21 protein-coding genes are annotated in these 21,489 nt (G+C 69.6%); 17 read left to right on the forward strand and 4 right to left on the reverse strand.

The genetic code is table 11. From position 1 onward, the window contains the following. Window positions 1-49 precede the first annotated feature (49 nt). Window positions 50-1,051, reverse strand: a complete 1,002-nt coding sequence (locus OHA73_RS33495; protein ID WP_266715321.1) for a Gfo/Idh/MocA family protein — start codon at window positions 1,049-1,051, stop codon at window positions 50-52. 150 nt (window positions 1,052-1,201) lie between these two features. On the opposite strand from OHA73_RS33495, the gene OHA73_RS33500 reads away from it, so the two are divergent. The 9 genes from OHA73_RS33500 to OHA73_RS33540 all read left to right on the forward strand — a co-directional run bounded on the left by OHA73_RS33500 (window position 1,202) and on the right by OHA73_RS33540 (window position 10,297). Continuing rightward, window positions 1,202-1,966, forward strand: a complete 765-nt coding sequence (locus OHA73_RS33500; protein ID WP_327656904.1) for a GntR family transcriptional regulator — start codon at window positions 1,202-1,204, stop codon at window positions 1,964-1,966. Between the two features lie 128 nt (window positions 1,967-2,094). After that, window positions 2,095-3,102, forward strand: coding sequence for a sugar ABC transporter substrate-binding protein (locus OHA73_RS33505; RefSeq protein WP_327656905.1), 1,008 nt, complete (start codon window positions 2,095-2,097; stop codon window positions 3,100-3,102). Window positions 3,103-3,239: 137 nt separating this feature from the next. Then, window positions 3,240-4,244 carry a sugar ABC transporter substrate-binding protein gene (locus tag OHA73_RS33510; RefSeq protein ID WP_266715324.1) on the forward strand — a complete coding sequence of 335 codons (1,005 nt, stop codon included), beginning with the start codon at window positions 3,240-3,242 and terminating at the stop codon, window positions 4,242-4,244. Next, window positions 4,241-5,290, forward strand: coding sequence for an ABC transporter permease (locus OHA73_RS33515; protein ID WP_266715325.1), 1,050 nt, complete (start codon window positions 4,241-4,243; stop codon window positions 5,288-5,290). Before OHA73_RS33510 ends, OHA73_RS33515 begins: the two co-directional genes overlap by 4 nt. Continuing rightward, window positions 5,287-6,147, forward strand: a complete 861-nt coding sequence (locus OHA73_RS33520; protein WP_327656906.1) for an ATP-binding cassette domain-containing protein — start codon at window positions 5,287-5,289, stop codon at window positions 6,145-6,147. Before OHA73_RS33515 ends, OHA73_RS33520 begins: the two co-directional genes overlap by 4 nt. 221 nt (window positions 6,148-6,368) lie before the next feature. Next, a complete protein-coding gene (locus OHA73_RS33525) occupies window positions 6,369-7,532 on the forward strand; it encodes an ROK family glucokinase (protein ID WP_327656907.1) in 1,164 nt (387 codons plus the stop codon). A gap of 62 nt (window positions 7,533-7,594) precedes the next feature. Next, window positions 7,595-8,176, forward strand: a complete 582-nt coding sequence (locus OHA73_RS33530) for a sugar kinase (protein WP_266715328.1) — start codon at window positions 7,595-7,597, stop codon at window positions 8,174-8,176. Between the two features lie 145 nt (window positions 8,177-8,321). After that, on the forward strand, window positions 8,322-9,617 hold the full coding sequence (pcaDC, locus tag OHA73_RS33535; protein ID WP_266715329.1) for a bifunctional 3-oxoadipate enol-lactonase/4-carboxymuconolactone decarboxylase PcaDC: 1,296 nt from the start codon (window positions 8,322-8,324) through the stop codon (window positions 9,615-9,617). A 44-nt stretch (window positions 9,618-9,661) separates the two neighbouring features. Further along, the gene (locus tag OHA73_RS33540) at window positions 9,662-10,297 is read left to right on the forward strand and encodes an MBL fold metallo-hydrolase (RefSeq protein ID WP_327656908.1); all 636 of its coding nucleotides are present in this window, start codon (window positions 9,662-9,664) and stop codon (window positions 10,295-10,297) included. A 66-nt stretch (window positions 10,298-10,363) separates the two neighbouring features. On the opposite strand, the gene OHA73_RS33545 is transcribed toward OHA73_RS33540, so the two are convergent. Continuing rightward, entirely contained in the window at window positions 10,364-10,939 is a 576-nt protein-coding gene (locus tag OHA73_RS33545; protein WP_327656909.1) for a hydrolase, read from the reverse strand. A 132-nt stretch (window positions 10,940-11,071) separates the two neighbouring features. Between OHA73_RS33545 and OHA73_RS33550 the strand changes: the two genes are divergently transcribed. Both OHA73_RS33550 and OHA73_RS33555 read left to right on the forward strand, forming a co-directional pair. Beyond that, entirely contained in the window at window positions 11,072-11,851 is a 780-nt protein-coding gene (locus OHA73_RS33550; protein WP_266715332.1) for an exodeoxyribonuclease III, read from the forward strand. Between the two features lie 86 nt (window positions 11,852-11,937). Continuing rightward, a complete protein-coding gene (locus tag OHA73_RS33555; protein ID WP_327656910.1) occupies window positions 11,938-12,606 on the forward strand; it encodes a class I SAM-dependent methyltransferase in 669 nt (222 codons plus the stop codon). A 17-nt stretch (window positions 12,607-12,623) separates the two neighbouring features. Here the strand turns inward: OHA73_RS33555 and OHA73_RS33560 are convergent, their stop codons facing one another. After that, window positions 12,624-14,447, reverse strand: a complete 1,824-nt coding sequence (locus OHA73_RS33560) for an SGNH/GDSL hydrolase family protein (RefSeq protein ID WP_327656911.1) — start codon at window positions 14,445-14,447, stop codon at window positions 12,624-12,626. A 144-nt stretch (window positions 14,448-14,591) separates the two neighbouring features. Between OHA73_RS33560 and OHA73_RS33565 the strand changes: the two genes are divergently transcribed. From OHA73_RS33565 to OHA73_RS33585, 5 genes are all read left to right on the forward strand, one after another. Beyond that, complete coding sequence (locus OHA73_RS33565) at window positions 14,592-15,041, forward strand: DUF6278 family protein (RefSeq protein WP_266715335.1); 450 nt, start codon at window positions 14,592-14,594, stop codon at window positions 15,039-15,041. A 142-nt stretch (window positions 15,042-15,183) separates the two neighbouring features. Continuing rightward, window positions 15,184-15,927: an amino acid ABC transporter ATP-binding protein gene (locus tag OHA73_RS33570; protein ID WP_266715336.1), complete on the forward strand. Its 744-nt coding sequence runs from the start codon at window positions 15,184-15,186 to the stop codon at window positions 15,925-15,927. A 20-nt stretch (window positions 15,928-15,947) separates the two neighbouring features. Next, the gene (locus tag OHA73_RS33575) at window positions 15,948-16,859 is read left to right on the forward strand and encodes a glutamate ABC transporter substrate-binding protein (protein ID WP_266715337.1); all 912 of its coding nucleotides are present in this window, start codon (window positions 15,948-15,950) and stop codon (window positions 16,857-16,859) included. 11 nt (window positions 16,860-16,870) lie between these two features. Next, entirely contained in the window at window positions 16,871-17,515 is a 645-nt protein-coding gene (locus OHA73_RS33580; RefSeq protein WP_266715338.1) for an amino acid ABC transporter permease, read from the forward strand. Next, window positions 17,512-18,381, forward strand: coding sequence for an amino acid ABC transporter permease (locus OHA73_RS33585; protein ID WP_266715339.1), 870 nt, complete (start codon window positions 17,512-17,514; stop codon window positions 18,379-18,381). The genes OHA73_RS33580 and OHA73_RS33585 overlap by 4 nt, the downstream gene beginning before the upstream one ends. A gap of 203 nt (window positions 18,382-18,584) precedes the next feature. On the opposite strand, the gene OHA73_RS33590 is transcribed toward OHA73_RS33585, so the two are convergent. After that, a complete protein-coding gene (locus OHA73_RS33590) occupies window positions 18,585-19,352 on the reverse strand; it encodes a hypothetical protein (protein WP_266715340.1) in 768 nt (255 codons plus the stop codon). 103 nt (window positions 19,353-19,455) lie between these two features. Here OHA73_RS33590 and ggt point away from each other — a divergent pair, with 103 nt between their 5' ends. Beyond that, window positions 19,456-21,273, forward strand: a complete 1,818-nt coding sequence (gene ggt / locus OHA73_RS33595) for a gamma-glutamyltransferase (RefSeq protein WP_327656912.1) — start codon at window positions 19,456-19,458, stop codon at window positions 21,271-21,273. Window positions 21,274-21,489: the final 216 nt, after the last annotated feature.

The following is a 21,489-nucleotide window of genomic DNA, read 5'->3' on the forward strand; positions in this document are numbered from 1 at the left end:
CCGGACCCCGCGGGCTCTCGTTCGAAAGGCGGGGCTTGATTGGGCTTGATCAGCCCGCGATCTCCTCCATCCGCACCACCCGCCGCTCCGCCCGCGACACCTCGCACGCCTCCGCCACGCGGAGTGCCCGCAGGGCCTCGCGGCCGTCGCACGGGTTGGGGCGTTCGCCGCGGACGACGTCGACGAAGGCCTTCAGTTCGGCCTCGTACGCGGGGGCGAAGCGTTCCAGGAAGCCGGGCCACGGCTTCGTGGCGGCGGGCGGGCCCTCCGGTTCCGTGGAGGCGACCGGGGTCCGGTCGTCGAGGCCGACGACGAGGGTGTCCCGTTCCCCGGAGAGCTCCATGCGCACGTCGTAGCCGGCGCCGTTGCACCGCGTCGAGGTGGCGGTGGCCAGGGTGCCGTCGTCGAGGGTCAGGAGCGCCGCCGCGGTGTCCACGTCCCCCGCCTCCCGGAACATCGCGGGCCCGGCGTCGGACCCGGTCGCGTACACCTCGACGACCTCGCGCCCTGTCACCCACCGCAGCATGTCGAAGTCGTGGATCAGGCAGTCCCGGTAGAGCCCGCCGGAGAGCGGGAGGTACGCGGCCGGTGGCGGCGCCGGGTCGGAGGTCAGCGCCCGTACCGTGTGCACCCGGCCGAGTCTCCCCTCCTGAACGGCGGTCCGCGCCGCCGTGTATCCGGCGTCGAAGCGGCGCTGGAAGCCGAGTTGAAGCACCGTGCCCGCCGCCTCGACCTCCGCGAGTGCGGCCAGCGTGCCGGGCAGGTCGAGCGCGATCGGTTTCTCGCAGAAGACCGGGAGCCCGGCCCGCGCCGCCCGCCCGATCAGCTCGGCGTGTGCCGAGGTAGCCGCGGTGATCACGAGCGCGTCCACGCCCCACGTGAAGATCTCGTCGACGCTCGGCGCGGCCGTCGCCCCTATCCGGTCGGCGAGCGCGACCGCCCGCGCGGGCTCCGCGTCGGTCATGACCAGCGAGCCGACCTCCCGGTACCGCTCCAGTACGCCCGCGTGAAAGGTGCCGATGCGGCCCGTTCCGATGAGTCCGATGCGCATGGCACCCAACGGTGACGCTCCCCCGGGTGGGTGTCAATCGTTTGTCCTGACAAACACCCGTCCGCAGTCAGGGGCCTCGCCGGAAGCACTTGTCCTGACAACCGAACCTTCGGACTTCCCGTCAAGAACTCCCACCGATAGCCTCGCCCCGTGGCCAAACCCCTAGCCGACCCGACCGTCGACCTCGGTCTCAGCGTCGACCGCAGCAGCCCGGTGCCGCTGTACTTCCAGCTGTCCCAGCAGCTGGAGGCGGCGATCGAGCGCGGCGCCCTGACCCCCGGCAGCCTGCTCGGCAACGAGATCGAGCTGGCGGGGCGCCTCGGCCTGTCCCGGCCCACCGTCCGCCAGGCCATCCAGTCCCTCGTCGACAAGGGGCTGCTCGTGCGCCGCCGCGGCGTCGGCACCCAGGTCGTGCACAGCCAGGTCAAGCGCCCCCTCGAACTGTCCAGCCTGTACGACGACCTGGAGGCGGCGGGCCAGCGCCCCGAGACCCGGGTCATCGCCAACACCCTCGTGCCCGCCCCTGCCGAGGCCGCCGCGGCGCTCGGCGTCTCGGAGGGCGAGGAGGTGCACCGCGTCGAGCGGCTGCGGCTCGCGCACGGCGAACCGGTCGCGTACCTCTGCAACCACCTGCCCACAGGGCTGCTCGCGCTCGACGACGAGCGGCTCGTGGCGACCGGCCTCTACCGCCTGATGCGGGCCGCCGGCATCACCCTGCACAGCGCCCGCCAGTCCGTCGGCGCCCGCGCCGCCACCGCCGTCGAGGCCGAGCGGCTCGGCGAGCAGGAGGGCGCTCCGCTGCTGACCATGCAGCGCACGACGTACGACGACACGGGCCGCGCGGTCGAGTTCGGCTCGCACACGTACCGGGCCTCGCGCTACTCCTTCGAGTTCCAACTCCTCGTACGTTCCTGAGAGTTGCGCGCCCTGTGGGCGGAGCGCAGGCCGTCAGAATGTTCTGACAAATTCATTGACGCTGCGGTGGGACCCCGCTACAAACACCTCCAGCCGCACCGGGCGGCCGGAGGAGAGGTGGTTCCACCATGCTCACGACCCGCAAAGCCCGCACGGCCGCAGGCAGCGTCGTTGTCGTAGCCGTGCTCGCGCTCACCGCAGGATGCAGTGGCTCGGGCGGCAAGGACTCGGAGGACAAGGCCGACGGCAAAGGCGGCGGCAAGGCCGTCAGCACGCCCCGTATGAAGATCGCGATGGTCACGCACTCCGGCGAGGGCGACACCTTCTGGGACATCGTCCGCAAGGGCGCCCAGCAGGCCGCCGACAAGGACAACGTCCAGTTCCTCTACTCCAACGACAAGGAGGCCAAGGGGCAGGCCGAGCTGGTGCAGGCCGCGATCGACAAGAAGGTCGACGGGATCGTCGTGACGCTGGCCAAGCCGGAGGCGATGGAGTCCGTGCTCGCGAAGGCGAAGACCGCGGGCATCCCGGTCGTCTCGATCAACTCGGGGTCGCAGTTCTCGGAGAAGTACGGCGCGCTCAGCCACATCGGCCAGGAGGAGGGCGTGGCCGGCGAGGCGGTCGGCACCGAGCTGACGAAGCAGGGCAAGAAGAACGTCCTGTGCGTCATCCACGAACAGGGCAACGTCTCCCTGGAGCAGCGCTGCGACGGCGTCCGCAAGACCTTCAAGGGCGACGTGGAGAACCTCAACGTGGAGGGCACGAACGCCCCCTCCGCCCAGTCGTCCATCGAGGCGAAGCTCCAGGCGGACAAGAACATCGACGCGGTCGTCGCGCTCGGCGCCCCCATCGCGGCGCTCGCCGTGAAGGCCAAGGACGACGCGGGCAGCAAGGCGGAGATCTCCACGTTCGACCTGAACGCCGAGGTCGTGCGCCGGCTGAAGGCGAAGGAGGTCACCTTCGCCGTCGACCAGCAGCCCTATCTGCAGGGCTATCTGGCGGTGGACGAACTGTGGCTCTACAAGAGCAACGCGAACGTGCTCGGCGGCGGCGAGCCGGTCTTCACAGGCCCCGCGATCGTCACCGAGAAGGACGTGCCGCGCCTCGAGAAGTACACCGCGCGCGGTACCCGGTGAATGGATGCATGATCCCCGTGACCCATACTTGTGCGTTTGGGACCGTAATGGGGTCCTCATGGACCGGCGTACGGTCCGCCGGGGTCGGCCCGCCGATCCCGGTCGATGACGCAGCAGACCAAGAAGGGCACGGCCTCGTGGCACGGTTTCGGACCTGGGTGAGCATCGCGGTTGCGGGGGCCCTCGGCCTCTCGCTCGCAGGGTGCAGCAGCACCGGCGGCAAGCGGGCGGAGGACGCCAGGAAGTCCCAGGCCGCACAGGGCAGGGCGGCGGTGGACACGCCCCGCTGGACGTTCGCGATGATCACCCATTCGGGCGATGGCGACACCTTCTGGGACATCGTCCAGAACGGCGCCAAGCAGGCGGCCACCAAGGACAACATCAACTTCCTCTACTCGCACAACGAGGAGGCGAACCAGCAGGCGCAGCTCGTCGACGCGGCCGTCGACAAGAAGGTCGACGGAATCATCGTCACGCTCGCCAAGCCGGACGCGATGAAGTCCGCCCTGGCCCGCGCCGAGAAGGCCGGCATCCCCGTCATCACGGTGAACTCGGGCTCCGAGATCTACAAGAAGTACGGCGCGATCACGCACATCGGCCAGGACGAGACCATCGCGGGCGAGGCCGTCGGCAAGGAGCTCAACAAGCGCGGCAAGAAGAAGGCGCTGTGCGTCCTGCACGAGCAGGGCAACGTCGGCCACGAGCAGCGCTGCGAGGGTGCCAAGAAGGCCTTCGACGGCAAGATGACGAACCTGTACGTCGAGGGCACCAACATGCCCGACGTGCAGTCCTCCATCGAGGCCAAGCTGCAGTCCGACACGTCGATCGACTCGGTCGTCACGCTGGGCGCCCCGTTCGCCGCCACCGCGGTGAAGGCCAAGGAGGACGCGAGCAGCAAGGCCGAGGTCGACACTTTCGACCTGAACGACAAGGTCGCCCAGGGCCTCAAGGACGGCGACCTCGGCTTCGCCGTCGACCAGCAGCCCTACCTCCAGGGCTACGAGGCCGTGGACCTGCTGTGGCTCTACCGGTACAACGCCAATGTGCTCGGCGGCGGCCTGCCGGTCCTGACCGGCCCCGAGATCGTCACCAAGGACCAGGCAGCCAAGCTTCAGGAGTTCACGAAGCGGGGGACGCGATGAGTACGACGACTCCAGCGAGCACGGAAAAGGTCGACGAGCGGCTGGTCAAGGCCTCGCCGTGGAAGAAGCTCCTCGGCCGGCCCGAACTGGGCTCGGTCATCGGCGCCGTCGCCGTCTTCATCTTCTTCATGATCTTCGCGGACAGCTTCCTGCGGGCGACCAGCCTCGCGACGGTCCTGTACGCGTCCTCGACCCTCGGCATCATGGCCGTGCCCGTGGCGCTGCTGATGATCGGCGGCGAGTTCGACCTGTCGGCGGGCGTCATGGTCACGTCCTCGGCGCTGATCTCGTCGATGTTCAGCTACCAGATGACGGCGAACACCTGGGTGGGCGTCGGCGTCTCGCTCCTCGTGACGCTCGCCATCGGCGTCTTCAACGGCGTCATGCTGACCCGCACCAAACTCCCCAGTTTCATCATCACGCTCGGCACGTTCCTGATGCTGACGGGCATGAACCTGGGCTTCACGAAGCTGATCAGCGGCACCGTCTCGACGAAGTCGATCGCGGACATGCAGGGCTTCGATTCGGCCAAGTCCGTCTTCGCCTCCACGTTCAGCATCGGCGGCGTCGACTTCAAGATCACGATCATCTGGTGGCTCGCTCTCGTCCTGGTGGCCACCTGGATCCTGCTCCGCACCCGCATCGGAAACTGGATCTTCGCGGTCGGCGGTGACCTCGACTCGGCCCGCGCGGTGGGTGTCCCGGTCAACAAGACGAAGATCGGCCTCTACATGGGCGTCGCGTTCGGCGCCTGGATCTCCGGCCAGCACCTGCTCTTCTCCTACGACGTCGTGCAGTCCGGCGAGGGCGTCGGCAACGAGCTGATCTACATCGTCGCGGCCGTCATCGGCGGCTGTCTGATCACCGGCGGCTACGGCTCGGCGGTCGGCGCGGCGATCGGCGCGCTGATCTTCGGCATGACCAGCAAGGGCATCGTGTTCGCCGAGTGGAACTCGGACTGGTTCAAGTTCTTCCTCGGGGCGATGCTGCTCCTCGCGACCCTGCTCAACGCGTGGGTCCGCAAGCGCGCGGAGGCGAGCAAATGACGACCGATGAGCAGATGACGACCAAGGACACGGCGCCCGCGCCGCTCGTCGAACTGGACGGCGTCAGCAAGTTCTACGGCAACATCCGCGCCCTCGACGACGTCTCGCTCGTCGTCAACGCGGGCGAGATCTCCTGTGTCCTCGGCGACAACGGCGCAGGCAAGTCGACCCTCATCAAGATCATCGCGGGTCTGCATCAGCACGACGGCGGCCGGTTCGCGATCGATGGCGAGGAGACCCGCCTCAGCAACCCGCGCGACGCCCTGAACCGGGGCATCGCCACGGTCTACCAGGACCTCGCCGTGGTCCCGCTGATGCCGGTGTGGCGCAACTTCTTCCTCGGCTCCGAACCCACGAAGGGGAAGGGCCCCTTCAAGCGCCTGGACGTCGAGCTCATGCGGCGGACGACGCACGAGGAACTGGCCCGGATGGGCATCGACCTGCGCGACGTCGACCAGCCGATCGGCACGCTGTCCGGCGGTGAGCGCCAGTGCGTCGCCATCGCCCGCGCCGTCTACTTCGGCGCGAAGGTCCTCGTCCTCGACGAGCCGACGGCGGCGCTCGGCGTCAAGCAGTCCGGTGTGGTGCTGAAGTACGTGGCGGCGGCACGTGACGCGGGCCTCGGCGTGGTTCTGATCACGCACAACCCGCACCACGCGTACCTCGTGGGTGACCGGTTCGTGCTGCTCAAGCGGGGTGGGATGTTCGGCAGCCACTCGCGCGACGAGATCACGCTGGACGAGCTGACGCGGCAGATGGCGGGCGGCAGCGAGCTGGACGACCTTCAGCATGAGCTGGAGCGGGCGCCGGTGCCGACGCATTTGGGCGGGCATACGGCTGACGGGGCCGAGAAGTAGGGGCCTCCGTTACGCGCGTGCGTGTGTGCGTTTCCGGGTTCCCCGGGCGGCTGCGCGTCGCGTCGTTGGTTGCGTTCGCGCAGTTCCCCGCACCCCTTCAGGGGCGCGGGGAACTGCGCGCGTCAACGCCGGGTGGCTGGAGGGTGGACGTTCCGGCCCACCCCGACGCGGCGTAAAACCCGGTATGCGGCGGAGCCGTTGCGTGAGGCAGAATCGCCGCAATGAGCACCTACCGCGACCTCGCACACCGTGGCAGCGCACGGGCCACCGTTCTCAGGACGGTCGGCACCCGCGAGCGCCGCTCGCACACGACGGCCCCGCGCGTACCCACCGTCGGCATCGACATCGGCGGCACGAAGGTGATGGCCGGCGTGGTCGACGCGGACGGCACCATCCTGGAGACGCTCCGCACGGAGACCCCGGACAAGTCCAAGAGCCCCAAGGTCGTCGAGGACACGATCACGGAGCTGGTGCTCGACCTCTCCGACCGGCACGACGTGCACGCCGTCGGCATCGGCGCGGCCGGCTGGGTGGACGCGGACCGCAACCGCGTCCTGTTCGCCCCCCACCTGTCGTGGCGCAACGAACCCCTCCGCGACCGGCTCGCAGGTCGCCTCGCGGTCCCCGTACTCGTCGACAACGACGCCAACACCGCCGCCTGGGCGGAGTGGCGCTTCGGCGCCGGGCGCGGCGAGGACCACCTGGTCATGATCACGCTCGGGACGGGGATCGGCGGCGCGATCCTGGAGGACGGGCAGGTCAAGCGCGGCAAGTTCGGTGTCGCCGGCGAGTTCGGCCATATGCAGGTCGTCCCCGGCGGGCACCGCTGCCCGTGCGGCAACCGCGGCTGCTGGGAGCAGTACAGCTCCGGCAACGCCCTGGTCCGCGAGGCCCGCGAGCTCGCCGCGGCCGACTCCCCGGTCGCGTACAACATCATCGAGCGGGTCCAGGGGCACATCCCCGACATCACCGGGCCGCTCATCACGCAGCTGGCCCGCGAGGGCGACGCCATGTGCGTCGAGCTGCTGCAGGACATCGGCCAGTGGCTGGGCGTCGGTATAGCGAACCTGGCGGCGGCTCTCGATCCGTCGTGCTTCGTCATCGGTGGCGGTGTGTCGGCTGCCGACGACCTGCTGATCGTTCCTGCCCGGGACGCCTTCAAGCGGCAGCTCACCGGTCGTGGCTACCGGCCCGAGGCCCGTATCGCCCGTGCCCAGCTCGGCCCCGAGGCCGGCATGGTCGGCGCCGCGGACCTGGCCCGGCTCGTCGCCCGCCGCTTCCGCCGCGCCAAGCGCCGCCGCGTGGAGCGCCACGAGCGGTACGAGCGGTACGCCCGCACCCGCAGCACGACCGGCTCGCCCGTGGACGGAGCGGAGCAGGGCTAGCCGCCGTGCCAGCGCCTCAGACGCCGCGGACGACGCCCGAGACAGTGACAGGAAAACCAGCCATGACCGTGCCCCGCCAGCCCCCGTCCGCGGACGAAGAGCCGCGACCGGCCGAGGACCGCGGCCATGTGATCCGACGCCGCGTCCTCACGCTCCTGACCATCGTGCTGCTCATCGGCATCCCCGCCGGCTACCTGGTGATCTCCGCGGGCCAGAGCAGGGACAGCGGCAAGGACAAGGAAGCGAAGTACTCGATCACCGGGCTCACCGTCGGCTGGCCGTCCAAGGTGCAGCGCCGCCTCTACCAGATCCCGGTCCCGCCGCACTCGCGCAACGTCGCCTACTACGAGACGAACAACTACAAGGTGAGCCGCCTGTACGCGCAGTTCCTCACCAGCAACAAGGGCCTCGACGAGTTCCTGGAGAACGTCGACGCCGGCTACACGGTCGGTGACCTGGCGACCGACGACATCGCGATCAGCGAGCGCGACCAGAAGATCGCGGGCTGGGACTTCACGGGCCCGGGCCCCTGGTACGGCCTCACCCACTCCCAGGAGGACCCGTCGCCGACCCAGACCATCGTGGTGAACCGCTCCAACCCCGACCACCCCATGGTGTACGTGGTCTCGATGACGCACCCCTGAGCGCACCCCCGACCGGCGCCCGGGGCGTCCGCCCTTCACGGCGCCCCCACGCCTGGTTCACACCCCGAACCCGGAGTGAACACGTCACGTCCATTGTGGGGACCCGCCACTAGATCGCTCAGGTGCACTGGCTAGCGTGGCCCGTGTGAGTGACACGAAGACCCCGCGCCTGCAGTACCGATTCGACGGCCGTGACGACGACTCCGCCCCGGTGCTCATCCTCGGCCCGTCGCTCGGCACGACGTGGCACATGTGGGACCGCCAGGTGCCCGAGCTGGCCCAGCACTGGCGGGTGTTCCGCTTCGACCTGCCCGGCCACGGCGGTTCCCCCGCGCACCCGGCGGGCTCCGTCGAGGCGCTCGCGGAGCGGCTGCTCGCCACGCTCGACGAGCTGGGCATCCAGCGCTTCGGCTACGCGGGCTGCTCGCTGGGCGGCGCGATCGGCGCGGAGCTCGCGCTGCGCCACCCGGAGCGCGTCGCGTCGCTCGCCCTGATCGCGGCCTCGCCGCGGTTCGGCACCGCCGACGAGTTCCGCCAGCGCGGCGTCATCGTGCGCAGCAACGGCCTCGACCCCATCGCCCGTACGGCCCCCGAGCGCTGGTTCACGCACGGCTTCGCCTCCGCGCAGCCCGCGATCACGGACTGGGCGGTGCAGATGGTCCGCACGACGGACCCGGGCTGCTACATCGCCTCGTGCGAGGCACTCGCCGCCTTCGACGTCCGCGAGGACCTTGCCGACATCGGCGTGCCGGCGCTCGTCCTCGTCGGCTCGGAGGACCAGGTCACGGGGCCCGCCGAGGCCCGCACGCTGGTCGCCGGCATACCGGACGCCCGCCTCGCGGTCGTGCCCGGCGCCTCCCACCTGGCCCCGGTCGAACAGCCGGCCGCCGTCACCGACCTCCTCGTACGGCACTTCACCTCGGCCTGGCCCGCCGTCCACGAGACCGGGCAGACCGCCATCCAGGCCGCCCCGGTCAAGCCGGTCCTCGCGCCGCCGCCCCCGTCGGCCCCGCCGCGCGCGGAGATCGCGGCCGCGCAGCAGCCGGAGGCCGCGACCCGGCCCGACCCGCACGACGCGGGCCTCAAGACGCGCCGCGAGGTCCTCGGCGACGCCCACGTGGACCGGGCGCTGTCCACGGCCGACGACTTCTCCGGTGACTTCCAGGAGTTCCTCACCCGCTATGCGTGGGGCGAGATCTGGTCCCGTCCGGGGCTCGACCGCCGCACGCGCTCCTCGGTGACCCTGGCGACCCTGGTCGCGGGCGGCCACCTCGACGAGCTGGTGTTCCACACGCGCGCGGCCCTGCGCAACGGCCTCACGGCCGCGGAGATCAAGGAAATCCTGCTGCAGACCGCCGTCTACTGCGGCGTCCCGGCCGCGAACGCGGCCTTCAAGGTGGCGCAGCAGGTGATCCGCGAGGAGACCACGCCCCAGGAGTGACCCGGGGCGTGAAACAGGGCGCGGGCGGGCGCAGGATGGGACGTATGAAGCTGACGAAGAAGACCCACGCCTGCGTCCGGCTCCAGAAGGACGGGCAGACGCTCGTCATCGACCCGGGCGGATTCTCCGAGGAGGACGCGGCCGTCGGCGCCGACGCGATCCTCGTGACGCACGAGCACCCCGACCACTTCGACGAGGACCGGCTGCGCGCCGGGATGGAGGCCAACCCCGGCGCGCACATCTGGACCCTGAAGTCGGTCGCGGAGCAGCTCTCGGCGGCGTTCCCCGGCCGCGTCCACACGGTGGGCCACGGCGACACGTTCACGGCCGCCGGGTTCGACGTCCAGGCGCACGGCGAGCTGCACGCCGTGATCCACCCGGACATCCCGCGCATCACGAACGTCGGCTATCTCGTCGACGGCGGCACGGTCTTCCACCCCGGCGACGCCCTCACCGTCCCCGACCACCCGGTCGAGACGCTGATGCTGCCCGTCATGGCGCCCTGGAACAAGATCGCCGAAGTGATCGACTACGTACGGGAGGTCAAGCCGTGCCGCGCGTACGACATCCACGACGCGCTGCTCACGGACCTCGCCAGGCCGATCTACGACAGCCAGATCGGCGGGCTCGGCGGCACGGAGCACCTGCGCCTCACCCCTGGGGGCTCGGCGCAGGTCTGAGGTGTCTGCGAGCTACTTCTTAAGAAGGGTGTCCGCGGGCCACTTCTTAAGGAGGGTGTCTGCGGGCTACTTCTTAAGAAGCTCGACGACCTCGTCCGTGGAGCCGATCTCCGCGATGCGCGGGAAGATCTTGCCGAAGCTGTGCTCGTGGGACGCGGCGTCCGTGTCGGTCGTCGCGTCGTCGACCAGCACCAGGTTGTAGCTCAGCTCCCACGCGGAGCGGGCGGACGACTCGACGCCGATGGACGTCGAGATGCCGCAGAGCACGATCTGCGTGACGCCGCGGCGGCGCAGCTGGAGGTCCAGCTCGGTGCCGGTGAAGGCGCCCCAGTGCCGCTTGGTGATGACGATGTCGTCGCCGAGCGGGCCGAGCTCGTCGGGGAACTCGGAGAACGCGGGCGGCGGCGCCTGCGTCATGGCGCCCGCGGCGGCGCGGCCCGTGGGGAGGTCGCCGCCGTCCTGCGACCAGGCGACCTTCACGCGCACGACCGGCAGGCCCTTGGCGCGGAAGGCCTCGGCGAGCTTGGCCCCGTTCTTGAGGACGTCGGCGGAGGGGTGCACGGTCGGCAGGCCGAGGATGCCGTTCTGGAGGTCGATGAGGACGAGGGCGGGGCGCTCGTCGAGAGGCGTGTTGATCGTCATGTTCGGCAGGCTAACTGTCTAACAGAAAAACTTGCAAGATTGCCTGTCTATCGCGAGTGTGGTGTGCGGGTGTGATGTCACGCCGCGGCACGGGATCGGCCGCTGTCAGACCTGCCGGGTAGGTTGTGGAACATGCGCATTGCTACCTGGAACGTGAACTCGATCACCGCGCGGCTCCCGCGCCTCCTTGCCTGGCTGGAGAGCAGTGGCACGGACGTGCTGTGCATCCAGGAGACCAAGTGCTCGGCGGAGCAGTTCCCCGCGGACGAGCTGCGGGAGCTGGGCTACGAGTCGGCGGTGAACGCGAACGGCAGGTGGAACGGGGTGGCGCTGCTCTCCCGCGTGGGCCTGGAGGACGTGGTCAAGGGCCTGCCCGGCGACCCCGGTTATGACGGGGCCGAGGAGCCCCGCGCCGTCTCCGCGACCTGCGGCCCGGTCCGCGTCTGGTCGGTCTACGTGCCGAACGGGCGGGAAGTGGACCACGCGCACTACGCGTACAAGCTCCAGTGGTTCGAGGCCCTGAAGGCGGCGGTCGCGGGCGACGCGGCGGGCTCGCGCCCCTTCGCGGTGATGGGCGACTACAACGTGGCGCCGACGGACGACGATGTCTGGGACATCTCCCTCTTCGACGGTGCGACGCATGTGACCCCCGCCGAGCGGGCGGCGCTCACGGCGCTGCGCGAGACGGGCCTGAGCGACGTCGTGCCGCGCCCCCTCAAGTACGACCACCCCTTCACGTACTGGGACTACCGCGCCCTCGGCTTCCCGAAGAACAAGGGCATGCGCATCGACCTGGTCTACGGGAACGAGCCGTTCGCCAAGGCCGTCTCCGACGCCTACGTGGACCGCGAGGAGCGCAAGGGCAAGGGCGCGTCGGACCATGCGCCGGTCGTGGTGGACCTCGACGTCTGAGATCGTCTGAGATCGGCCGAGATCGGCCGGGTCCGGCCCCGTTCTCAGTGCCCCGTTGTCAGTGGCGGGCGCTAGCGTCTGCGCCCGTGACGGATCTGACGACGTACCTGAACTCGACCCAACTGGCCTACGACACCGCAGCCGGCGCCTACGCCGAGATCGTTCCCCCGCTCTTCCCGCAGGACCTGTACGCGCACGCGGTGTTCGGCGTCTTCGCCGAGCGCGTCAAGCAGGCGGACGCCGGGCCCGTGGCCGACCTCGGCTGCGGGCCCGGACATGTGACGGCCCATCTGAACTCCCTCGGGCTCTCCGCGTTCGGCATCGACCTCTCGCCGAAGACGGTCGCGGAGGCCCGCCGTGCCCACCCCGGACTGCGGTTCGAGGAGGGCACGATGACCGGCCTCGACCTGGCCGACGGCTCGCTGGGCGGCGTCGTCGCCTGGTACTCGACGGTGCACACGCCGCCGGAGCTGCTGCCGACGGTGTTCGCCGAGTTCCACCGCGTCCTCGCCCCCGGCGGCTACCTGCTGCTCGGCTTCAAGGTGGGCGACCTGCTGCGCCACCTGGACCACGCCTACGGCCACGATCTCTCGCTGGACGTCTACTGGCTGGACCCGGAGCAGGTCGCCGGGCTCGTGGAGCAATCGGGCCTCCCGGTGGAGGCCCAACTGATCCGCGAGCCCGAGGACTACGAGCGGGCGACCCAGGCCAAGCAGGGAATCCTGATCGCCCGAAAGCCGGCCGCTACGGCCTAATCGCTACCGCCTGATCGCTACGGCCTGAGCACGTTCAGGTCGATCGAGTCGGCCAGCGCCTTCAGACCCGGGTCACCCGGATGCAGATGGTCCCCGCTGTCGTACGCGGGGAGCATCCGCGCCGGGTGGGCCGGGTCCCGCACGACGGCATCGAAGTCGAGGAAGCCGTCGAAGCCCGAACCGGCGCTGCGGACAAAGGAGTTGATGGCCTCCCGCTGCACGTCGGCGGCCGGCGTGCACAGGGTCTCGCCCTCGCACGGCGTGATGGTCGCCCCGATCACCTTGAGGCCCCGCGCGTGCGCCCGCGCCACGATCTCCCGCAGGCCCGCCTCGACTTGCTCGGCGCTCGCGCCCCAGCGCACGTCGTTCACGCCCTGGAAGACGACGACCGTCCTGGCCGAGGTCTGCGCGAACACATCGCGGTCGAGCCGGTGCAGCGCGCTGACACCGCCCGTATCCGTGGAGAGTCCGTCGCCGGGATAGCGGTCGGCGATGACCCGGTTCGCGGAGATGCCCTCGTTGAGGACGCCGTAGTGCGGCACCTTCGACTGGGCGAGGAGTCGCGTGGCGAGCACGTTGGGCCAGCGGTGGTTCGCGTCCAGTGTCGACTTCACGCCATCCGTGATGGAGTCGCCGAGCAGCACGACGGAGCCGGGGCCACCGCCCACGTCGACCCCGGTGAGCAGCGGCCAGTACGAGATCGTCGAGCTGTACGAGGAGCCGTCCGCCTCCGTGGCGTGATCGCCCATCGTGCTGACGTAGCTGCGCTGGATGGCCTGGCTGTGCACGGGTGCCGCGGTGACGGGCTCCGGCAGATGGAAGCTCACGAGCAGGTTGGCGTTCTCCGGCACGTCGAAGTCCACCGGATCACTGAACGCCTGCCCGCCCGCTGGGAGTTGAGTGCCGGAGGTACCCTGGAACGTCAGCGGCACCGGCTTCCCGAGCGCCGCGGCCCCCGCTCCCTGCACCGCCACCGACGCGCTCCCGACGCGTACCGGGGTCGCGGCGAAGGTGTTCTCCAGGCGGATGCGGACCTTCGGCCCGCCGGTGCTCGTGTGTACGACGAGCCGGATGGTGCGGTCCGCCCACGGCCCCACCGCGGTGTACCCGGCGGGCGAGGCCGACCAGCTGCCCGTCCACCCGGACGTCGCCGCACGCACGGACAGGTCGAAGACGTGCAGCGCCCCGCCGCTCGCCTTCGGCGCCCTCGGCAGGTCGACGGAGGTGATCCGGTGGCCCTTGCGCACCGGGACGGTCACCGCGTACAGCCGTGTCTTCTCCGGGACTTGGCCGTACGTAGTGTTCCGGTGCGGCAGTGCCACCGACTTCGTGGCGAGCGGCCCGGAGCGCCAGTCCGGCGCGGTGAGCCGGTACGTCGAGCGGGAGCCGTCCGCGTACCGGACGACGCCGGTCCCGGACGCGTCGCCTCCGGTCCCGGCGACCAGGAAGGCGAGCGCGTCCCCGCGCCCGTTCACCCGCACGGACTGCCCGTTCGCCCGTACGTTGTCGGGTCCGGACCCCGCGGTCCGCGGCCAGGTGAGCCGGGCCCGGTCGATCTCCATGCTGCGGCCGGGCGTCCAGTCGGCCGCGGTGAGGTCCTGCGCGGACAGGGAGCTGCCCGCGCCGTCGAAGTCCGCTTCGCCGGGCTCCGTGTCGTCGCTGACGGCGCGGTTGTCGAAGAGCCGCTCCAGGGGGAGCGGCCCGGGTCTGGCGGGTGCCGCGTGGGCCGCGGTGACAGGGGTGACCCCCGCACATACGGCCAGTATGAACGCGGCTCCCCAAATGTGTCGGCGCAAGACCGACTCCCTCCGCTTGTGTGTCCGCCGTGGTGGTTGCGCCATGAAGCTAAGGACGAGGTGATGGCCCGTCAATGTGCCGCGAGGTAAACGGGGGAGAAAGGCCGGTGTCCGGTTCCTGAACTCCGCGCGGCGCCACCTCCGCGCGCCTGTGGTGCGGGCTGGTGCTCGGATGCCAATCTGGGCGATATGAAGATCCCTTTCGCGGCTAATTGGCGCAAGAAGCACGGTCCGGCGCACGGCGTCGCCGTGTTCCCGACCGGCGACGAAGGTGGCGAGGGCGAGAGCGGACTTGTCGAACTCCTCTCCGAGTGCGAGCTGTTGCGTTCCCAGGCCGATGACGCGGGGGTCGAACTGGACGAGTCGGTGCGGTCGTTGGAGGCCCTCGATCAACTCGTGCCGCGCTGGCGGGAGGACGAGGACACGCTGCACTGGCTGGGTAACGACGCGGGCCTCTATCTGGGTTCGGTCATGGTGCGGCACGTCTCGGGCGCCACTTGGGTGATCTGGGACAACGGGCAGCCGGTGGTGCGGCTCGAGTCGGGCCGCGAGATCGACGTCGTGGAGGCCGGGCACGAGTGGGCGGCGAGCGGGGCGCCCGAGCTCTCCCAGTTCTACGCGGAGGCCGCCGAGTCGTAGACCGTGCCCGGAGCGCCGCGTAGTTGAGCGTCAAAGCCGCAAATACGGTTAATGACCATAAGTGCGTGTCGTCTGTTAAGTCCCATGTAAGCGTGGATAGTTTGCGCGGACCGACACAGCTGAAAGTGGGCAGGGACTGCCGATGGCCGTCGATCCGTTGATCGAGCTGCGAGACGTGAACAAGTACTACGGGGAGCTGCATGTCCTCCAGGACATCGACCTCACCGTCGGCAAGGGGGAGGTGGTGGTGGTCATCGGCCCTTCGGGGTCGGGCAAGTCGACGCTCTGCCGGACGATCAACCGTCTGGAGACCATCGAGTCCGGAGAGATCCGACTCGACGGACAGCCGCTCCCCGAGGAGGGGAAGGCGCTCGCACAACTGCGGGCCGAAGTGGGCATGGTCTTCCAGTCGTTCAACCTCTTCGCGCACAAGACGGTCCTCCAGAACGTCTCGCTGGCCCAGCTGAAGGTCAGGAAGCGCAAGAAGGACGAGGCCGACAAGCGCTCCCGCGAACTCCTCGACCGGGTCGGACTCGCCGCCCACGCCGACAAGTTCCCCGCGCAGATGTCCGGCGGACAGCAGCAGCGCGTGGCCATCGCCCGCGCACTCGCCATGGACCCCAAGGCCCTTCTCTTCGACGAGCCGACCTCGGCACTCGACCCGGAGATGATCAACGAGGTGCTCGAGGTCATGCAGCAACTCGCGCACGAGGGCATGACGATGGTCGTCGTCACCCACGAGATGGGCTTCGCGCGCACCGCCGCCGACCGCGTCGTCTTCATGGCGGACGGGAAGATCGTGGAGGACCGCAACCCCGAGGAGTTCTTCACCCATCCGGAGAGCGAGCGCGCCCGTGACTTCCTCTCCAAGATCCTGAAGCACTGACCGGGGGAGCGCACCAGCACATGATCGCCAAGTCGCTACGGCTGCTCGCCGCCATGGCGGCGGTGGCCCTCGCCGCCACCGCCTGCGGCAAGGAGGGCGCCCCGCCGGTCAAGGGACCGTCGGCCGCGGAGCTCCCCAAGTACCAGATCGCGCAAGGGTTCTCGCTGCCCGACTCCCCGACGTGGAAGAAGGCGGAGAAGCGCGGCCACTTCATCGTCGGGGCCAAGGAGGACCAGCCCTACCTCGGTGAGAAGAACCCCGCGAACGGCACGTACACGGGCTTCGACATCGAGATCGCCAAGATGGTCTCGGCCTCCCTCGGCCTCGACCCGAAGAAGATCCGCTTCAAGACCATCGCGTCGGCGAACCGCGAGACGGCCCTGCAGAACGGGCAGATCGACTACTACGTCGGCACGTACACCATCAACGATCTCCGCAAGAAGATCGTCGGCTTCGCGGGCCCGTACTACATGGCGGGACAGTCGCTGCTCGTGCGCACCGACGAGAAGGACATCAAGGGTCCGGGCGACCTCGCGGGCAAGAGGGTCTGCTCGGCAGCCGGTTCCACGCCGTATCAGCGCATCAAGGCCGACTACCCGAAGGCCGAGCTCGTCGCGTACGACACGTACTCGATCTGCGTCGACAATCTGCTGACCTACCAGGTCGACGCGGTCACCACCGACGACGCGATCCTGCTCGGCTACGCGGCCAAGGTGCCGGAGGAGATGAAGCTCGTCGGCAAGCCGTTCTCCGAGGAGCCGTACGGCATCGGGGTCCCGAAGAAGGACAACGCGCTGCGGTTCGCCATCGACGACGCCATCGAGGCCCGCCAGAAGAACGGCGACTGGAAGAAGGCGTACGAGGCGACGCTCGGCCTGTCCGGTGAGCCGGCCCCGAAACCGCCCGCCATCGACCGCTACCCGGCGAACTGAGGAGGCGTCCCATGAATGTCCTGACCGACAACTTTTCGCTGTACTGGAAGGGCTTCCTCGGCACCGTCGAACTCACCGTCTTCGCGTCGGTCCTGGCCCTGGTGCTCGGATTCCTCATGGCCTCGTTCCGGGTCGCGCCCGTCGGATCCTTCCGGGCCTTCGGCACCGCGTGGGTCACTGTGCTGCGCAACACCCCGCTGACGCTGCTGTTCTTCGCGGTGCTGCTCGGCCTGCCGCGCTTCGGTCTGGTCCTGCCCTTCACCGTCTTCGCGATCCTCGCGCTCGGCTGCTACACCTCGGCGTTCATCTGCGAGGCGGTGCGCTCCGGCATCAACACGGTGCCCAAGGGGCAGGGCGAAGCGGCCCGCAGCCTCGGCATGACGTTCGGCCAGACCCTGACCCATGTGATCCTGCCGCAGGCCTTCCGGTCCGTGATCCCGCCGATCGGCTCCACGCTCATCGCGCTCGCCAAGAACTCCGCGATCGCGGGCGCCTTCAGCGTCGTCGAGCTGCTCGGCACCTACAAAACGCTCAGCGAGCTCGGCTACAACATCATCTGGACCTTCGTCTGGATCGCGATCGGATACCTGATCATCACGCTCGCCATCAGCGCCCTGTTCAACTTCCTCGAGAAGCGCTGGGGGTTCGCCCGATGAAGGCCCTGCGGCACGACGCCACCGCCCTCTACGACATCCCGGGCCCGAAGACCGAACGCCGGCACAAGATGTACGGCGCCGTCTCGACGCTCATCGTGCTCGCCCTGGTCGGCTGGATCCTGTACCTGCTCTTCGACACCGACCAGTTCACGTACACGAAGTGGATGCCCTTCGAGTACACGGGCATCCAGGAGCTGCTCCTGCGCGGGCTCGGCAACACGCTCAAGGCATTCGCCATGGCGGCCGTCCTCTCGCTCGTGCTCGGCACGCTCCTGGCCGTGGGACGGCTCTCCGACCACAAACCGGTGCGCTGGATCGCGACGCTGTTCGTCGAGTTCTTCCGCGCCATGCCGGTCCTGGTGATGATCTTCTTCATCTACGTGGCCCTGAAGATGGAGCCGCTGGCCGCGCTCGTCGCCGGCCTGACGCTCTACAACGGCTCCGTGCTCGCCGAGGTGTTCCGTTCGGGCATCAACGCGGTGGAGCGCGGGCAGCGCGAGGCGGCGTACGCGCTGGGCATGCGCAAGACGCAGGTCATGACGCATGTGCTCGTCCCTCAGGCGGTGCGGGCCATGCTGCCCGCCATCATCAGCCAGTTGGTGGTGGCCCTGAAGGACACGTCGCTCGGGTATCTCATCACCTATGAGGAGTTCCTCCACGCCGGAAAACTGATCGCTTCCAACCTCGACTACGATTTGCCCTTCATCCCTGTGGTGATGGTGATCTCACCTATCTACATCGGGATGTGCATGGTGTTGTCCTGGTTCGCCCAGTGGGTGGCCAAGCGCCAGCGGCGCAACCCCAAGACGGAGGCGGCCGATGTCGCCCCGGCCGAGCCAGGGACGCTGCTGCCAGGTACGCAGTAGCCGAAACGAAAGCATCGGCCCGTCCCCGCCCAGCGGCAGCCGGAGATCACTGCTTCACGGAGTTCGTGTGTCCGTGTGGGAGAAGGTCAGCTGCAGCGTGCCGGTCGGGACGTGCCTGCTTGCCGAGGATGAGCGGGCCCTTGTCGCATTCGTACGCGACGGGGGTGCCGCTCTCCTTGGTTTCGGGCGCCCTTCGGCGCGGCCTATTTGGCGCGGTGCGCGGCGCGGCCGCCATTGGCTGGCGCGGCGGGCAGCGGGGCCTCGGCCGCCTTGGTGACGTCGTCGACCAGCTCGACGACGTCGGGCCCGTACGCCCCGGAGTTCACGACCTTCAGCAGCAGGACGAAGGAGTTGTTGCCGTGCTTGCGGGCGAGTCGCTCGTGGTGGCGGGCGAGATAGCGCGTGGCGGCCTGGTTGGTGATCGGCAGCTGCCCGCAGAACAGGAACACCGGCCTCGCCTCGGGTGTGGCGGGACCGGCGGTCAGACGGGCCAGGAGTACGTATTCGGTTCTGCTCGGCTCCAGGCGGTAGCGCTCGGAGCCGATCTGGAAGGCGCCGCGGTCCGGACCCGGCTCGGGGTCGGTGTTGACCCGGACGCCGGGCAGCAGGCTGACCATGTGCGCGGCCATGCGTCTGTTGGACGCCGGACCCCCGACACAGAATTCCGTACGCTCCCCGAAGCCCTGCTGCGCGGTGTCGTGGGCGACGACCTGGGCGTGCGCGTTGCAGTCCTTGATGAGCGCGGAGAGTTCGAGAAGGGCGAAGACGTCGTGGCGCTTCACCGTCAGCTCGGGGCCGCCCGCGTCGCGGTTCACGACGAGCAGCGACTCGGAGTTGTCGGGCAGCCCGAAGAAGGCCTGCTTGCGGCGGAGCTTGCGCCGCCACAGGTAGGTACGGGCGAGCCAGCCCAGCGAGGCGCTGATGCCCGCCGCGATCAGGCCGAGGACGATGTTGCGCACGTCTTCAGTCATGGGGGCGCACTCTAGCGGGATGTTCGACCGGGGTTCGAGGGGGTCCTGACGGCGCGGTCCGATCAAGTTACGCTGCGCTGACGCCTGTTGACCGGAGGTACTGATGAGACGTTCAGTTGTGCGGAATCTGTCGGTCTTCGCCGCGCTGGGCAGCATGGTGGCGGTTGGTGCCGCGGCTCCGCCTTCGTCCGGTTCGAGTACGTCCGGTTCGCGTACGCCTGTGAAGGAACCGGTGGCCGTCGGCTCCGGCGGCGCGGTGGCGAGCGTCGACAAGGACGCCTCCGCGGCCGGCATCGAGGTACTCAAGCGCGGGGGCAACGCGGTGGACGCCGCCGTCGCCACCGCGGCCGCCCTCGGCGTGACCGAGCCGTACTCGTCCGGGGTCGGTGGCGGCGGCTACTTCGTCTATTACGACGCCAAGTCCCGCAAGGTCCACACGATCGACGGCCGCGAGACGGCGCCGCTGACGGCCGGCTCCGACCTCTTCCTGGAGAACGGCAAGCCGCTCGCCTTCAACGACGCGGTCACCAGCGGGCTGAGCGTCGGTACGCCGGGGACGCCGGCCACGTGGCAGTCGGCGCTCGACGCGTGGGGGAGCAGGGGCCTCGGCTCGGTGCTGAAGCCGGCCACGAAGCTGGCGAGCGACGGCTTCACGGTCGACGACACGTTCCGCTCGCAGACCGCGTCCAACGAGGCCCGGTTCCGCAACTTCCCCGACACGGCGAAGCTGTTCCTGCCGGGCGGGAAGCTCCCGGCGGTCGGCTCGACGTTCAAGAACCCCGATCTGGCGCGCACGTACGAGCAGTTGGGCCGGGACGGGGCCGGGGCGCTGTACCGCGGCGGCATCGGCAAGGACGTCGTGAAGACGGTCAACAAGCCGCCGGTGGACCCGGGTTCGGACTACGTGGCGCGTCCCGGGAAGCTGTCGGCGAAGGATCTCACCGCCTACGGCGCCAAGTTCCAGGCGCCGACCCGGACTTCGTACCGCGGGCTCGGCGTCTACTCCATGGCGCCGTCCTCGTCCGGTGGCACGAGTGTCGGTGAAGCGCTCAACATCCTTGAGAACACCGACCTGTCGAAGGCGTCGGACGTCCAGTACCTGCACCGCTTCATCGGGGCGAGCCGTGTGGCCTTCGCCGACCGGGGGCGCTGGGTGGGCGACCCGGCGTTCGAGGACGTGCCGACGAAGGGGCTGCTTTCGCAGAAGTTCGCGGACTCGCGCGAGTGCCTCATCAAGGACGACGCGGTGCTCAAGAGCCCGCTCGCTCCGGGTGACCCGAGGCACCCCGGAAAGTGCGGCGAGGCCGGGGACAAGGCGGCGCCGACGACGTACGAGGGTGAGAACACCACGCACCTCACGGCGGCGGACAAGTGGGGCAACGTCGTCTCCTACACGCTCACCATCGAGTCGACCGGCGGCAGCGGCATCACCGTGCCGGGGCGCGGCTTCCTGCTCAACAACGAGCTGACGGACTTCTCCTTCGCGCCCGCGAGCGCCGACGTCCACGACCCGAACCTGCCGGGTCCCGGCAAGCGTCCGCGCTCGTCGATCGCGCCGACGATCGTGCTCGACAAGACGGGCAAGCCGGTGGTCGCGGTCGGGTCGCCGGGCGGGGCCACCATCATCACCACGGTGCTGCAGACGTTGACGGGGTTCCTCGACCGGGACCTGCCGCTGGTCGACGCGATTGCGGCGCCGCGGGCGAGTCAGCGGAACGCGGCGCAGACGGAGCTTGAGCCGGGGCTGTACGACAGCGGGGTGCGGGGTGAGCTCGAGGCCATCGGGCACTCCTTCAAGGAGAACCCGGAGATCGGGGCGGCGACCGGTGTGCAGCGGTTGCCCGGCGGTAAGTGGCTCGCCGCGGCGGAGAAGGTACGCAGGGGTGGCGGTTCGGCGATGGTGGTGACACCCACGAAGTAGCGCACGGGCGGCCCCCGTGGCCTGGCGGTCACCCGCCCTCACGCCACGGGGCGCCGCCCCGGACCCCGCGCCTCAAACGCCGGCGGGGCTGAATTTTGCTCACCCGCCGCCGCGCTCGGCCGTCAGCCGCCTTGGGCAGTCTGCCGCCTGGGGCGGCAGGGTGGGCAAGGCGGCGCCCCGGTGCCGCGCACCCCTTGCGGTGGCTCCAGCCCCGGG

Source organism: Streptomyces sp. NBC_00483 (assembly GCF_036013745.1).
GTDB lineage: Bacteria > Actinomycetota > Actinomycetes > Streptomycetales > Streptomycetaceae > Streptomyces.